Below are 14,543 nucleotides of genomic sequence, written 5' to 3'. Positions count from 1 at the left end.
GGGGGAGCGGCCGGCGCCTGCGCGCGGACTCCCGAGCCGCCTCACGGCCCCGCCCCCACGCCGGGGGCCGTGAGACACGAGAAGCGGTCGCGGCGCGCACGACGTACACTGGTCGGTCCACCGCAGGCCGGTTCCCCCAGGGGAACCGGCCTGATCGTCCCTTAGACGGAGGTACGTGGATGACCAGTACGGTTCCCGCGCCCGGCCCCCTTCCCCAGTCCCTCCGGTCCGGCAGACCGCAGAAGCCCCGCACGGCCGAAGGATCCACCCTCCAGGCCGTATTCCTGGACATGGACGGCACCCTGGTCGACACCGAGGGCTTCTGGTGGGACGTCGAGGTAGAGGTGTTCGCCTCCCTCGGCCACACCCTCGACGACTCCTGGCGCCACGTCGTGGTCGGCGGCCCCATGACCCGCAGCGCGGGCTTCCTCCTCGAGGTGACCGGGGCCGACATCCCTCTCGCCGAACTGACGGTCCTGCTCAACGACGGCTTCGAGGACCGTATCGCCGACACCCTGCCGCTCATGCCCGGCGCGGCCCGGCTGCTGGCCGAACTGTCCGAGTACCGCATCCCCACAGCCCTGGTCTCCGCCTCGCACCGGCGGATCATCGACCGGGTGCTCACCTCGCTGGGGCCCCAGCACTTCGCGCTGTCGGTCGCCGGCGACGAGGTTCCGCGCACCAAGCCGCACCCCGATCCGTACCTGGCCGCCGCCGTCGGACTCGGCGTGAACCCCCTGCGGTGCGCCGTCGTCGAGGACACGGCGACCGGTGTCGCCTCCGCCGAGGCCGCGGGCTGCCACGTCGTCGCCGTGCCCTCGGTGGCCCCGATCGAGGCGGCCGCCAGGCGAACCGTCGTCCCCTCGCTGGAAGCCGTCGACCTGACCTTTCTGCACGGTCTGATGACGGAAGTGCGCTAGGCGTTCACCGAGCGTGCGGTGACGTAAGGGCCGGAATTCCAGGGGGCCGCGCCCCGGCCGTCCCGGCGGGTGCCCCAAGGAATTCGGACGGCTACCGAACGTTGAATTCCGGTCCCGCCAGGCCGGATTCAATGTGTGATGTTCACCACTTATGGGGGCCTCGACAGAGGGGGCATCATGTGCTGTCCGCCCCATTTCGGCAGGCCTTCGCATTCCCTTGTGTCCTGATTGGTGGATCACTGCACCAATCCTGCCGCGCCGACGTTCGCCGGTGCGTTCACACCCGGTGCCACTCCGTGATGGAGGCTCAACTCCGGCCGCGGCGACCCTTCACGCGGGTGCGGACTAATCTCGTCGCGAGAACATCGCCCCCATCCCCGTGATCGGTAGCACCACCCCCTGTATGCCGCATACACGGAGTCGACAGCTCTGGAGAAACTCGAGCATGAACCGCAAGACTTTGGTGCTGGCGGCCACGATCGGACTGCTCGCGCCGGTACTCGCCGGCTGTGGCGACACCGATGGCGGGAGCGGCGGCGGTGACGCGATCGTCGTCGGCACCACGGACCGGTTCACCGCCACGGAGGACACCCCCGCGCCGGTCGACCCCGCGTACGCCTACGACGTCGGTACCTGGAACATCCTGCGCCAGACCGTGCAGACCCTGCTCATCCAGCCGCGCGGTGACGGTGAGCCGGTGCCCGAGGCGGCCGAGACCTGCGGCTTCACCGACTCCGGCAACGAGCGGTACAGCTGCACCCTGCGGGAAGGCCTGAAGTTCTCGAACGGTGACTCCATCACCGCCGCCGATGTGAAGTACTCCATCGACCGTGCCCTCGCCATCCAGGCCGACAGTGGTGTGTTCGCGCTGCTGTCCACCGTCGACACCGTCGAGACGCAGGGCGACCGCGAGGTGATCTTCCACCTCAAGTCGGCGGACGCCACCTTCCCGTACAAGCTCTCCACCCCGGTCGCGGGCATCGTCCCCGAGGCCTCCTACGACGGGGACAAGCTGCGCGAAGGGTTCGAGATCGACGGGTCGGGCCCGTACACCTTCGAGACCAAGGTCGAGGACGGTGAACTGGTCAGCGCCACCTACGTCAAGAACCCCTCCTACAAGGGTTCCCTGAAGGTCGGCCACGACAAGATCGAGATGCGCTCCTACGAGAGCGCCGAAGCCATGGGCGAAGCGCTCGAGGGCGATGACATCGACGTCATGACCCGCAGCATGTCGCCGGAGCAGATCCAGGAGCTCGCCAACGCCTCCGATGGCACCGTCGACCTGGTCGAGTCGCCGGGTCTGGAGATCCGCTACCTGGCCTTCAACACCAAGGCCCCCAGTGTGGAGACCAAGGCCGTCCGCCAGGCCATGGCCCAGATCGTCAACCGTGGCGAGCTGGTCGCCAAGGTCTACGGTTCCCAGGCCGAGCCGCTGTATTCGCTGGTTCCCGCGTCCGTCACCGGTCACTCCAACGCGTTCTTCAACAAGTACGGCGACCCTGACGTCTCCAAGGCCCGCGAGCTGCTGGAGGAGGCCGCCATCACCACTCCGGTGAAGATGACGCTGCACTACACGACCGACCACTACGGTCCCGCCACCAAGACGGAGTTCGAGCAGCTCAGCAAGCAGCTCAACGACAGCGGCCTGTTCGACACCGACATCAAGGGCGCGGCCTGGGACACCTTCCGGCCGGACGGCCAGAAGGGCAAGTTCGACGTCTACGGCATGGGCTGGTTCCCCGACTTCCCGGACGCCGACGCGTTCATCGCGCCCTTCCTGGCCGAGGACAACTTCCTCAACTCGCCGTACGCCAACTCCGAGATCCGCAAGGAACTGATCCCGGAGTCCCGCCGTCAGGCCGACCGGCTGTCCGCCGCCGACAGCCTGAACCAGATCCAGGACATCGTTGCCGAGGACGTGCCCGTGCTGCCCCTGTGGCAGGGCAAGCAGTACGTCGCCGCGCACGACGACATCACCGGGACCGCGTACCTGGTCAACTCCTCCTCCTCGCTCCAACTGTGGGAGCTGGGCCGTGGAGTGAGCGGCTGACACGACAGGACCCGGACGGGGCCCGCATGCACCGAGGGCGCCTCCACCTCCCGCAAGCCGGGAGGTGGAGGCGCCCTCGGAGTCCGTCCGTACCGGCGGATGGGCGCTACTGCGCCCCCGGACGCACCAGCCCGCTCTCGTACGCGTACACCGCGGCCTGCACCCGGTCGCGCAGTCCGAGCTTCGTCAGGACATGACCGACGTGCGTCTTCACCGTCGTCTCGCTGACGAACAGGTCCGCGGCGATCTCCGCGTTGGACAGCCCCCGCGCCACCAGCTTCAGCACCTCGACCTCACGGTCGGTCAGCGTGTGCAGCGTGTCCGGCACCGGCTCGTCACCGGACGGCAGATGCGTGGCGTACTTGTCCAGCAGCCGGCGCGTGATGCTCGGGGCGAGCATCGCCTCACCGGCGGCCACCACACGGATCGCCTGCACCAGCTCGTTGGCCGGGGCGTCCTTCAGCAGAAAGCCGCTGGCGCCCGCGCGCAGCGCCTCCACCACGTACTCGTCGAGATCGAACGTCGTCAGCACCAGGACCTTCACCGGGCCGTTCCGCTCGGGGCCGGTGATCTGCCGGGTCGCCTCCACGCCGTCCATCCGCGGCATGCGGATGTCCATCAGCACCACATCGGGCTGCAGCGCCCGCACCTGGTCCTGGGCCTGGAGGCCGTCCCCGGCCTCGCCGACGACCGCGATGTCCTGCTCGGCCTCCAGGATCATCCGGAAGCCGGTGCGCAGCAGCGGCTGGTCATCGACCAGTAGGACGCGGATGGCCACGTAAGTCTCCTTCGTTAGTCCATCCTCATTCTGCCCTGCGTCCCCTGTCCCGCCCGGGCCCGGGGCACATCAGTCCACGGCGGGCCCGGCCGCCCGCACCTGCAGCGGGTAGGGCGGGGGAGTGCCGCCGAACTCCGGGCAGTGCGCCTGGTGGTCGCACCAGCCGCACAGTTTGGTGGGACGCGGCTGCCAGTCACCCGTCTCCGTGGCCTGCCGGATCGCCTCCCAGAGCGCCAGCAGCTTGCGCTCGACGCGCTCCAGATCCGCGCGGACGGGGTCGTACGTCAGCACATCCCCGCTGCCCAGGTACACGAGCTGCAGCCGGCGCGGGATCACCTGCTTCAGCCGCCACACCACCAGGGCGTAGAACTTCATCTGGAACAGCGCGCCCTCCGCGTACTCCGGCCGCGGGGCCTTGCCCGTCTTGTAGTCGACGATCCGCACCTCGCCGGTGGGCGCCACATCCACCCGGTCGATGATGCCGCGCAGCCGCAGCCCGGAATCCAGCTCCGCCTCCACGAACAGCTCCCGTTCGGCGGGCTCCAGGCGGCTCGGATCCTCCAGGCCGAACCAGCGCTCCACCAGCTGCTCCGCCTCCGCCAGCCAGCGCGCCAGCCGCTCGCCCCCCGGATCCCCGGCGAACAGCTCCGCGACCTCCGGGCGCGACTCCCGCAACCGGTCCCACTGCCCCGGGACCAGAGCCTTCGCCCGCGGCACGGTGCGCTCGGCGGCCGGAGCGTCGAACAGGCGCTCCAGCACCGCGTGCACCAGCGTGCCCCGCGTCGCCGCCTCGCTCGGCTTCTCCGGCAGCCGGTCGATGACCCGGAACCGGTACAGCAGCGGACACTGCATGAAGTCACTGGCGCGCGACGGGGACAGCGAGGCGGGCGGCGCGGGGGGCCGCGCGGCAGGCGTCGTGGTGGCTCCGGCCGCCATCGCCGCGTCCCCTCCCGCTGCCGCCTCCCCGGCCGTGGCCGGCGCGTCCGACGCCACGACCGGCATGCTCTCGGACCGCCCCGCGGCCCCGGTGCTCGTCTCCATGTCCACAGACCTTACGGGCCGGCACCGACAGTGACCGCACACGGCAGGGTGACCGAAGGGGGGAAGGGGAAGGAGAGGGGAGCAGGCGCGGTGACGGAGGGGAACGGAGAGGGGTGCCGAGGCGAAACGTGTGGCGAGGGCCGCATACCATCGACTTGAGACCCTCCCGTCCGGCAGGCGCGGGAGACGCAGCGACGAGGGGACACCGGTGGACGCAAGCGGCGGACGCGGGAAGCCGCGCTCCGGCAACGACGAGTCGACCGAGCGCCACGCGGGGCCCCCGGTGGGCGGACCCCCCGCCGACGGAGACCGCTTCGGCCCGGCCGAACCCACCCCGACCGCTCCGGACACCTTCAACAACACAGGTAACACACGCAACACGAATAACAGGGACAGCGCGGACAGCGCGGACAGCGCGGAGGACCGGGCTGCCGCACCGCCGTCTGCCGGCCACGCTCCGGCGAGCTCCGGGAGCGATGCGTCACGGACCGGCAGCACCCCGGCGGCGACCGGGAGCGCGCCTCGGAACGGACCCCCCGAGCAGCACTCCGCCCCGGTGCGACCTGCGGTGAACCGTGACCCGCGGAGCCCGGACGAGAGCGACACCGCCCAGGGCGACGCCCCCGAGGGCCACGCCGCCGGCCGCCGGACCGAGCCCGGCCGGTCCCGCCGGCCCGACCCGTTCCACAAGCCTCAGCAGCACCCCGACCGCACCCACGCCCACGCGGCGCCCGGCAGGGGAACCGTGCCGCAGCGCCCGCCGGAGCAGCAGAGGCGCGGCGGGCTGCTGATGGGACGCCCGTTCGGCGTGCCCGTCTACGTCGCCCCCAGCTGGTTCCTCGTCGCCATCCTCATCACCTGGGTCTTCGGCGGCCAGATCGACCGCGTGCTGCCCGAGCTGGGCGCCGCCAGCTACCTGGTCTCACTGTTCTTCGCCGTCGCCTTCTACGCCTCGGTCCTGGTCCACGAACTCGCCCACACGCTGGCCGCCCTCCGCTTCAAGCTCCCGGTGCGCCGCATCCAGCTCCAGTTCTTCGGGGGCGTCTCCGAGATCGAGAAGGAGGCCGAGACACCCGGACGGGAGTTCGTGCTCGCCTTCGTGGGGCCGCTGCTCTCCCTCGTCCTGTCCGGCCTGTTCTACCTCGGACTGCTCGCGGTGGACCCCGGCTCCGTACCCGGCGTCCTGCTGGCCGGCCTGATGATCTCCAACCTCATCGTCGCCGTCTTCAACCTCCTGCCCGGCCTCCCCCTCGACGGCGGACGCATGCTCCGCGCGGTCGTCTGGAAGATCACCGGCAAGCCGATGAGCGGCACCGTCGCCGCCGCCTGGGTCGGCCGCGCCCTCGCCATCTCCGTCCTGATCGGCCTCCCCCTGCTCACCCAGTCCGGAGCCCTCGGCTCCGACGCCGCCGACAGCGTGGGCATGGACACCGTCCTCGACGCCCTGCTCGCCGCCATCCTCGCGGCGATCATCTGGACCGGCGCCGGCAACAGCCTGCGCATGGCCCGCCTGCGTGAGCACCTGCCGGAACTGCGCGCCCGCGCCCTGACCCGCCGCGCGGTGCCCGTCGAGACCGACACCCCCCTCTCCGAGGCACTGCGCCGAGCCAACGCCGCCGGAGCCCGCGCCCTCGTCGTCGTCGACACCGACGGCACCCCGCTGTCCCTGGTGCGCGAGGCCGCCATCGTCGGCGTACCCGAGCACCGCCGCCCCTGGGTCGCGGTCGGCGGGCTCGCCCAGGACCTCACCGACGGCATGCGCGTCTCCGCCGAACTCGCGGGGGAGGAGCTCCTCGAAGTCCTGCGTGCCGCTCCCGCCACCGAGTACCTGGTCGTCGAGGCGACCGGCGAGATCTACGGCGTCCTGTCCGCGGCCGACGTCGAGCGCGCCTTCGTCAAGGCCATGGCCCGCCCCGCCTGACGCCCGCCGTTGCCCGTCCCCGCACCCCCAGGGTGGTCAGCGGCCCGCGCCGGGACCGGTAGGCTGGTCACATGTCCGAACCGACCGGTGCCGCCCGCCGCCGCGGGCCCTTCAAGGTCGGGGACCAGGTACAGCTGACCGACCCCAAGGGCCGCCACTACACGTTCACGCTCGAGGCCGGGAAGAATTTCCACACCCACAAGGGTTCCTTCCCCCACGACGAGCTGATCGGCGCACCCGAGGGCAGCGTTGTCCGCACCACCGGGAACGTCGCCTACCTCGCGCTGCGCCCCCTGCTCCCCGACTACGTCCTGTCCATGCCCCGCGGGGCAGCCGTCGTCTACCCGAAGGACGCGGGACAGATCCTCGCCTTCGCCGACATCTTCCCCGGCGCCCGCGTCGTGGAGGCAGGGGTCGGCTCCGGCTCGCTCAGCAGCTTCCTGCTGCGTGCCATCGGCGACCAGGGCATGCTGCACAGCTACGAACGCCGCGAGGACTTCGCCGAGATCGCCCAGGCCAACGTGGAGCGCTACTTCGGCGGCCCGCACCCCGCCTGGCAGCTCACCGTCGGCGACCTCCAGGACAACCTGTCCGACACCGAGGTCGACCGGGTCGTCCTCGACATGCTCGCTCCCTGGGAATGCCTGGAGGCCGTCTCCAAGGCCCTCGTCCCCGGCGGCATCCTCTGCTGCTACGTCGCGACCACCACCCAGCTCGCCCGGACCGTCGAGTCCATCCGGGAGATCGGCTCCTTCAACGAGCCGACCGCCTGGGAATCGATGATCCGCAACTGGCACATCGAAGGTCTCGCCGTCCGCCCGGACCACCGGATGATCGGCCACACCGGCTTCCTGCTCACCGCCCGCCGCCTCGCCGACGGCGTGGAACCCCCCATGCGCCGCCGCCGCCCCGCCAAGGGCGCCTACGGCGAGGACTACTCGGGGCCCAACGCCGACGCGGGCACCGCACGCTGACGCGGCCCGCCACCACGACAACGCACGAGCGCCGTGGCGCAGTTCCCCGCCCGCACCGGGAACTGCGCCACGGCGCTCCCGTGTTGACGCGACGGCACCGGGCGGGACCTCCCCGTCACAACCGCGCACCCCGCAGTTCCCCCGCACTGTGACGTGTGGCACGATGCTGGCCACCCCACCGGCACAGCTCTCACAGGAGACACTCCTCGTGCAGTCATCCGCCGTTCCGGAGCTCGCGCACACGCACACCCGCCCGATCCACTGGGTCGCCACCGCCACGGCCGTCGCAGGCGTGGTGGCGCTCTCCTCCCTGATGCAGCCCAGAGCCGCGACGGCGGCCCAGACGCCCGCCCCGGAGACGAAGAGCGCCCCCGCGCACATGGCGCCACCCGACCCGGCGGCCGTCGAGTTCCCGTTCGAGTGCGGTCCGGTGGACGTGGTGGTCAAGAAGCACGCGGCCGGCGACCTGGACGGTGACGGCCGCCCCGAGACGGTGGCGGCCGTCCACTGCGACGCCTCCATGGGCACCCCGCCCGACGGCATGTACGTGCTGACCCAGGCCGCCGGAGCCGACACGCCCCGCGTCGTGGCCACCCTCGTCGACCCCGAGGACCGCACCAATGTCGACGACTTCGCCGTGCGCGACGGCGACATCACCGCGGCGCTCCTCGGCTACTCGTCCCCCGACGTACCCCGTTGCTGCCCCGACGTGCGCAGGAGCGTGAAGTGGCACTGGGACGACGGGGCGTTCGTCCAGTCCGAGCCCTCCGGCGCCCGGAGCGTCTGAACCGGGCGCCGGCAGACCACGCGGAACCCGGAGCACGCGTTCCGGCGCACGCCCACACGCGCTCCGGAGCACGTGAGAGGAAGCGGACAAGGGCGACGAACGGTATGGAACCGGTCACCCGGCGTCCGGGCCGTACACCTCCACGCCGTCCGCCACCCGACGCACATGGATGCACTCGCCCGGGCACTCCCTCGCGGAATCGGCCACATCCGTGAGAACCGGCAGCGGCACGCGCGTCGTCGCCCCCGCGGCCTGCAACAACTCGTCGTCCGAACCCTTCACATACGCCAGCCCGTCGATGTCCAGCTCGAACACCTCGGGCGCGTACTGCGCGCAGATGCCGTCGCCGGTACACAGGTCCTGGTCGATCCAGACCTCCAGGTCCTCGCCCTCGACTCCGGCCTCCTGCTGCACGCTCATCTCTCCCGCCGTCTCCCCGTATCACGGTCCCACGCGTCGGACCGAACGGGAATCCGGCCAGCTCCGACGGGTGTTGAACACATCGACCCTACCTTCGCCGGGGTTCCCGTCACCCTCGGTGGGTATTCCCCTGGCGTGAGGGAGAGCGCAAGGGTGAAGATCGGACACACCCCGACCGTCTTTGTGATCTAGGGGTTTCAATCGACACCCGCCCAGGTAGGGTCTGGAAGCGTCCAGCTCCCCTTGGAGGAGGTGAGGACCGTGGCAGCCCACGACGACGACATGAACCGCGGCATCCGCCCGGGACGCGGGTCCGAGGACCCGGCCGGGCAGATTGCCTATCTCGAGCAGGAGATCGCCGTCCTGCGCCGCAAGCTCGCCGACTCTCCGCGACACACGAGGATTCTCGAAGAGCGGATCGTCGAGCTGCAGACCAACCTGGCCGGCGTGTCCGCCCAGAACGAACGACTCGCCGGCACACTCCGCGAGGCCCGCGACCAGATCGTGGCACTCAAGGAGGAGGTCGACCGGCTCGCACAGCCCCCGGCCGGCTTCGGGGTCTTCCTCGTGGCGAACGAGGACGGCACCGCCGACATCTTCACCGGCGGCAGAAAGCTCCGGGTGAACGTGAGCCCCGGCGTCGACCTCGACGGGCTCCGGCGTGGCCAGGAAGTGATGCTCAACGAAGCGCTCAACGTGGTCGAGGCCATGGAGTTCGAGCGCGTCGGCGACATCGTCACCCTCAAGGAGATCCTCGAGGACGGCGAACGAGCACTCGTCCTCGGCCACACCGACGAGGAGCGCGTGGTCCGGCTCGCCGAGCCGCTGCTGGGCATCACCATCCGCCCCGGCGACGCGCTCCTGCTCGAACCCCGCTCCGGGTACGTCTACGAGGTCGTCCCCAAGAGCGAGGTCGAGGAGCTGGTCCTCGAGGAAGTACCCGACATCGGCTACGAGCAGATCGGCGGCCTCGGCAACCAGATCGAAGCCATCCGCGACGCCGTCGAGCTGCCCTACCTCTACCCGGACCTGTTCAAGGAGCACGAACTGCGTCCGCCCAAGGGTGTCCTGCTCTACGGGCCCCCGGGATGCGGCAAGACGCTCATCGCCAAGGCCGTGGCCAACTCGCTGGCCAAGAAGGTCGCCGAAGTGACCGGAGTGGCCGCCGGCAAGAGTTTCTTCCTCAACATCAAGGGTCCCGAGCTCCTCAACAAGTACGTCGGCGAGACCGAGCGGCAGATCCGCCTCGTCTTCCAGCGGGCCCGCGAGAAGGCCAGCGAGGGCACCCCCGTCATCGTCTTCTTCGACGAGATGGAATCCCTCTTCCGCACCCGCGGCTCCGGCGTCAGCTCCGATGTGGAGAACACGATCGTCCCGCAGCTCCTCGCCGAGATCGACGGCGTGGAGGGCCTGCAGAACGTGGTCGTGATCGGTGCCTCCAACCGTGAGGACATGATCGACCCCGCCATCCTGCGGCCCGGCCGGCTCGACGTGAAGATCAAGATCGAACGTCCGGACGCCGAGGCGGCCAAGGACATCTTCGGCAAGTACCTCACCCAGCGCCTCCCGCTGCACGGCGACGACCTCGCCGAGCACGGCAGCGACCGGGACGTCACGGTCCAGAGCATGATCCAGACCGCCGTGGAACACATGTACGCCGAAACCGAGGAGAACCGCTTCCTGGAAGTCACCTACGCCAACGGGGACAAGGAAGTCCTCTACTTCAAGGACTTCAACTCCGGCGCCATGATCGAGAACATCGTCGGCCGCGCCAAGAAGATGGCGATCAAGGACTTCCTCGAGAAGAGCCAGAAGGGCCTCCGCGTCTCCCACCTGCTCCAGGCCTGCGTGGACGAGTTCAAGGAGAACGAGGACCTTCCCAACACCACCAACCCCGACGACTGGGCCCGGATCTCCGGCAAGAAGGGCGAGCGGATCGTATACATCCGCACCCTCATCACCGGAAAGCAGGGCTCGGACACCGGACGCTCCATCGACACGGTGGCAAACACCGGTCAGTACCTGTAAAAAGCAGGGCGGCTGCGGGTGCCCTCGGCGGGTACCCGCAGCCGACTGTTTTCTGCAGCCACCACCGGAACACAGCAATGACGCAAATGATCTCCCCACCAGCGCAAAGGCGTTCTAGGCTCTTCGGTACCGCCGAGTCGCACAGTGCGGGGACGGGCACCGCACACGCACCGGAGCGCCAGCGGTACTTCAGCAGCGCCCCCGACCGGGGACGCCGCCGAGCAAGGAGGGCCGCATGACCGTACGGCGAGTAATGGGCATCGAGACGGAGTACGGGATCTCCGTCCCCGGCCACCCCAACGCCAATGCCATGCTCACCTCGTCCCAGATCGTGAACGCCTACGCGGCGGCGATGCACCGGGCCCGCCGAGCCCGCTGGGACTTCGAGGAGGAGAACCCGCTGCGGGACGCGCGAGGCTTCGACCTCGCCCGCGAGGCCGCCGACTCCAGCCAGCTCACCGACGAGGACATCGGCCTCGCCAACGTCATCCTCACCAACGGCGCACGGCTCTACGTCGACCACGCACACCCCGAATACAGCGCCCCCGAGGTCACCAACCCCCGCGACGCCGTCCTCTGGGACAAGGCCGGCGAGCGGATCATGGCCGAGGCCGCCGAACGGGCCGCCGCGCTGCCGGGCGCGCAGCCCATCCACCTGTACAAGAACAACACCGACAACAAGGGCGCCTCCTACGGCACCCACGAGAACTACCTGATGAAGCGGGAGACGCCCTTCTCGGACATCGTCCGCCACCTCACCCCGTTCTTCGTCTCGCGCCAGGTCTTCACCGGCGCAGGACGCGTCGGCATCGGCCAGGACGGCCACGAACACGGCTTCCAGCTCAGTCAGCGCGCGGACTACTTCGAGGTCGAGGTCGGCCTCGAGACCACGCTGAAGCGGCCCATCATCAACACCCGCGACGAACCGCACGCCGACGCCGAGAAGCACCGCCGGCTCCATGTGATCATCGGCGACGCAAACCTGTCCGAGATCTCGACCTACCTGAAGCTCGGCACCACCGCGCTCGTCCTGTCGATGATCGAGGACGGCTTCATCGCCGTGGACCTCGCGGTCGACCAGCCCGTACGGACGCTGCACCAGGTCTCCCACGACCCCACCCTCAAGCGGCTGGTCACGCTCCGCAGCGGCCGCACACTCACCGCCGTCCAGCTCCAGATGGAGTACTACGAACTCGCCCGCAAGTACGTCGAGGAACGGTACGGAGCCGACGCCGACGACCAGACCAAGGACGTCCTGACCCGCTGGGAGGACACTCTCAACCGCCTGGAGAACGACCCGATGAGCCTGGCCGGCGAGCTGGACTGGGTCGCCAAGCGGGAAGTCATGGAGGGCTACCGGCGCAGGGACGGCCTGGACTGGGACGCAGCCCGGCTGCACCTCGTCGACCTCCAGTACGCAGACGTACGCCCCGACAAGGGGCTCTACAACCGCCTCGTCGCCCGCGGCCGCATGAAGCGGCTGCTGGACGAGACCGAGGTCGAGCGGGCCCGGACGAAGCCGCCGGAGGACACCCGCGCCTACTTCCGCGGACGCTGCCTGGAGCAGTACGCGGACGACGTCGCGGCGGCCTCCTGGGACTCGGTGATCTTCGACCTGCCGGGCCGGGACTCGCTCCAGCGGGTCCCAACCCTGGAACCGCTTCGCGGAACGCGTAATCATGTCAAGGAACTCCTGGACCGTTGCCGCACAGCGGAAGACCTGGTCAGGGTGCTGTCGGGCAACTGAGCCGGCCCACACGACCGGGCCGCCGGACAGGGTGGAAAGCCCGGCGAAAGGGAATCATCGAAGTGGTCGCCGTACGTTGGAGAAACTGCGGGGCCCATGTCGGATCCTGCTTGTAGGGTCTGATCAAGAACGTCGAACCGAGCGGGGTGAGGGTTATGGCGACCAAGGACACCGGCGGCGGACAGCAGAAGGCGACGCGTTCCACGGAGGAGGTCGAGGAGGCGCCCGAGGCACAGGCATCCGAAGACCTCAAGGAACGCCAGGAGAAGCTGAGCGACGACGTGGACGACGTCCTCGACGAAATCGATGATGTGCTTGAGGCTAACGCGGAGGATTTCGTGCGAAGCTTCGTACAAAAAGGCGGGCAGTAAAGGTCCGCCCGGTCGCTTCTCCTTTGAACCGAAGGTGTCGGGGGAAGGGTGGCCGGCGAGTCGAACCTGAAGCAGTGCAGGAAGCGCAAGCGTGAGCTTCCGGCAGCTTGTTCGCGCGTGACGGGAATCGACGTGATGGCCTTTGGGTGCACTGCCGGCAGTGCGTGGCGAAGTGCAGCGCCGCGCACTGCCGGCGCCGCCGGAGGGCCATGGGGAAGGCCGCGCGCGAGAAGGCGGACGTCCCAGCGGGGCACAAGCTCTGCCGGACGTGCGGCGAGATCAAGCCTCGCGGCGAGTGGCATCGCAACGCGGGCGCGCCCGATGGTCCCTCGGCGCGCCGCAAGGCGTGCAGGGCGGTCCAGGGGCGGCAGGACCACCTGAAGCGCCAGTACGGCACCACCGAAGCCGAGCGCGACGAACCGATCGCCTCGCAAGGAGGCGCCCGCTGCATATGTTTGTCCGTTCCGGCCGCACATGTGGATCACTGCCACGAGACGGGTAGGGTCCGTGGCGTACTGTGCTTCAGCTGCAATGCCGCACTGGGGCAGTTCAAGGATCGGCCCGATGCCATAAGGCGGGCTGCTGCTTACGTGGAAGGAATCGCGTGGAAGCCAACACTCGTAGCACCGGGCGTCTACCAGCTGCCTTCCTGACGCCTGGTTCGTCGTCCTTCATGGACTTCCTCTCCGAGCACCAGCCCGAGATGCTCCCGGGGAAGCGGCAACTGCCGCCGCTCCAGGGTGTGATCGAGGCGCCGCACGGCACCACGATCGTGGCCGTGAGCTTCCCCGGCGGGGTGGTGCTCGCCGGTGACCGCCGGGCCACCATGGGCAATGTCATCGCGCAGCGGGACATCGAGAAGGTGTTCCCCGCGGACGAGTACTCGGCGGTGGGCATCGCCGGCACGGCGGGGCTCGCCGTGGAGATGGTGAAGCTGTTCCAGCTGGAGCTGGAGCACTTCGAGAAGGTCGAGGGCGCGCAGCTGTCCCTGGAGGGCAAGGCGAACCGGCTGTCGACCATGATCCGTTCCAACCTCGCGATGGCCATGCAGGGTCTGGCCGTGGTCCCGCTGTTCGCGGGGTACGACGTGGACCGGGAGAAGGGGCGGATCTTCTCCTACGACGTCACGGGCGGGCGTTCGGAGGAGCAGGGGTACGCGGCCACCGGTTCCGGTTCGATCTTCGCGCGCAATGCCATGAAGAAGCTCTTCCGGGGTGATCTGAACGAGGCCGAGGCGACCACCCTGGTGGTGCAGGCCCTCTACGACGCCGCGGACGACGACTCGGCGACGGGCGGTCCCGATGTCGCCCGGCGGATCTACCCGATTGTCACGGTGATCACCGGGGACGGCTTCCGCCGGCTCTCCGAGGACGAGGCGTCCGAGGTCGCCCGGGCGGTGCTGGAGCGGCGGCTGGAGCAGCCCGACGGTCCGCGCGCCGCGCTGCTGTAGGCGCGGTTCGTCGGTGACGGCCCTCCATCCAGTGACTTCGACAGAAAGGGACGGTT

General features: G+C 69.6%; 13 protein-coding genes. 10 read left to right on the top strand and 3 right to left on the bottom strand.

Going from position 1 to position 14,543, the window contains the following annotated elements:
• Positions 1-179: 179 nt before the first annotated feature.
• Positions 180-920, top strand: coding sequence for an HAD family hydrolase (locus ACWZEH_RS05825; protein ID WP_456196213.1), 741 nt, complete (start codon positions 180-182; stop codon positions 918-920).
• Positions 921-1,365: 445 nt separating this feature from the next.
• Positions 1,366-2,970 (top strand): ABC transporter substrate-binding protein, encoded by a 1,605-nt coding sequence (locus tag ACWZEH_RS05820; RefSeq protein ID WP_456196211.1) that lies wholly within the window; start codon positions 1,366-1,368, stop codon positions 2,968-2,970.
• Between the two features lie 106 nt (positions 2,971-3,076).
• Here the strand turns inward: ACWZEH_RS05820 and ACWZEH_RS05815 are convergent, their stop codons facing one another.
• Together ACWZEH_RS05815 and ACWZEH_RS05810 are read right to left on the bottom strand one after the other, a co-directional pair.
• Entirely contained in the window at positions 3,077-3,748 is a 672-nt protein-coding gene (locus ACWZEH_RS05815) for a response regulator (protein ID WP_456196209.1), read from the bottom strand.
• A 69-nt stretch (positions 3,749-3,817) separates the two neighbouring features.
• A complete protein-coding gene (locus tag ACWZEH_RS05810) occupies positions 3,818-4,789 on the bottom strand; it encodes a RecB family exonuclease (protein ID WP_456196207.1) in 972 nt (323 codons plus the stop codon).
• Between the two features lie 208 nt (positions 4,790-4,997).
• On the opposite strand from ACWZEH_RS05810, the gene ACWZEH_RS05805 reads away from it, so the two are divergent.
• The 3 genes from ACWZEH_RS05805 (at position 4,998) to ACWZEH_RS05795 (ending at position 8,471) form a co-directional block, all read left to right on the top strand.
• Positions 4,998-6,710: a site-2 protease family protein gene (locus ACWZEH_RS05805; RefSeq protein WP_456196205.1), complete on the top strand. Its 1,713-nt coding sequence runs from the start codon at positions 4,998-5,000 to the stop codon at positions 6,708-6,710.
• A gap of 71 nt (positions 6,711-6,781) precedes the next feature.
• Entirely contained in the window at positions 6,782-7,684 is a 903-nt protein-coding gene (locus ACWZEH_RS05800) for a tRNA (adenine-N1)-methyltransferase (protein ID WP_456196204.1), read from the top strand.
• A 208-nt stretch (positions 7,685-7,892) separates the two neighbouring features.
• Positions 7,893-8,471, top strand: coding sequence for a hypothetical protein (locus tag ACWZEH_RS05795; protein WP_456196202.1), 579 nt, complete (start codon positions 7,893-7,895; stop codon positions 8,469-8,471).
• Between the two features lie 114 nt (positions 8,472-8,585).
• On the opposite strand, the gene ACWZEH_RS05790 is transcribed toward ACWZEH_RS05795, so the two are convergent.
• Positions 8,586-8,891 carry a ferredoxin gene (locus ACWZEH_RS05790; protein WP_456196200.1) on the bottom strand — a complete coding sequence of 102 codons (306 nt, stop codon included), beginning with the start codon at positions 8,889-8,891 and terminating at the stop codon, positions 8,586-8,588.
• Between the two features lie 261 nt (positions 8,892-9,152).
• Between ACWZEH_RS05790 and arc the strand changes: the two genes are divergently transcribed.
• The 5 genes from arc (at position 9,153) to prcB (ending at position 14,487) form a co-directional block, all read left to right on the top strand.
• Positions 9,153-10,919, top strand: a complete 1,767-nt coding sequence (gene arc / locus ACWZEH_RS05785; protein WP_456196198.1) for a proteasome ATPase — start codon at positions 9,153-9,155, stop codon at positions 10,917-10,919.
• A gap of 235 nt (positions 10,920-11,154) precedes the next feature.
• Entirely contained in the window at positions 11,155-12,666 is a 1,512-nt protein-coding gene (gene dop, locus ACWZEH_RS05780; protein WP_456196196.1) for a depupylase/deamidase Dop, read from the top strand.
• A 155-nt stretch (positions 12,667-12,821) separates the two neighbouring features.
• Positions 12,822-13,037 carry a ubiquitin-like protein Pup gene (locus ACWZEH_RS05775; RefSeq protein ID WP_042168504.1) on the top strand — a complete coding sequence of 72 codons (216 nt, stop codon included), beginning with the start codon at positions 12,822-12,824 and terminating at the stop codon, positions 13,035-13,037.
• Positions 13,038-13,246: 209 nt separating this feature from the next.
• On the top strand, positions 13,247-13,690 hold the full coding sequence (locus ACWZEH_RS05770; protein WP_456196194.1) for an endonuclease VII domain-containing protein: 444 nt from the start codon (positions 13,247-13,249) through the stop codon (positions 13,688-13,690).
• Positions 13,642-14,487 (top strand): proteasome subunit beta, encoded by an 846-nt coding sequence (prcB, locus tag ACWZEH_RS05765; RefSeq protein WP_456196192.1) that lies wholly within the window; start codon positions 13,642-13,644, stop codon positions 14,485-14,487. The genes ACWZEH_RS05770 and prcB overlap by 49 nt, the downstream gene beginning before the upstream one ends.
• Positions 14,488-14,543: the final 56 nt, after the last annotated feature.

The sequence above is a fragment of the Streptomyces yamdrokensis genome (assembly GCF_053890455.1).
The sequence above is the reverse complement of the archived record's forward strand: the minus strand, read 5'-3'. Positions and strand labels throughout refer to the sequence as shown.

What these genes read in the sequence shown, in the direction of transcription:
- ACWZEH_RS05825 (WP_456196213.1), top strand. Translation starts at nt 180, where the DNA reads ATGACCAGTACGGTTCCCGCGCCCGGCCCCCTTCCCCAGTCCCTCCGG.
- ACWZEH_RS05820 (WP_456196211.1), top strand. Translation starts at nt 1,366, where the DNA reads ATGAACCGCAAGACTTTGGTGCTGGCGGCCACGATCGGACTGCTCGCG.
- ACWZEH_RS05810 (WP_456196207.1), bottom strand. Translation starts at nt 4,789, where the DNA reads ATGGAGACGAGCACCGGGGCCGCGGGGCGGTCCGAGAGCATGCCGGTC.
- ACWZEH_RS05800 (WP_456196204.1), top strand. Translation starts at nt 6,782, where the DNA reads ATGTCCGAACCGACCGGTGCCGCCCGCCGCCGCGGGCCCTTCAAGGTC.
- ACWZEH_RS05790 (WP_456196200.1), bottom strand. Translation starts at nt 8,891, where the DNA reads ATGAGCGTGCAGCAGGAGGCCGGAGTCGAGGGCGAGGACCTGGAGGTC.
- dop (WP_456196196.1), top strand. Translation starts at nt 11,155, where the DNA reads ATGACCGTACGGCGAGTAATGGGCATCGAGACGGAGTACGGGATCTCC.
- ACWZEH_RS05775 (WP_042168504.1), top strand. Translation starts at nt 12,822, where the DNA reads ATGGCGACCAAGGACACCGGCGGCGGACAGCAGAAGGCGACGCGTTCC.
- ACWZEH_RS05770 (WP_456196194.1), top strand. Translation starts at nt 13,247, where the DNA reads ATGGGGAAGGCCGCGCGCGAGAAGGCGGACGTCCCAGCGGGGCACAAG.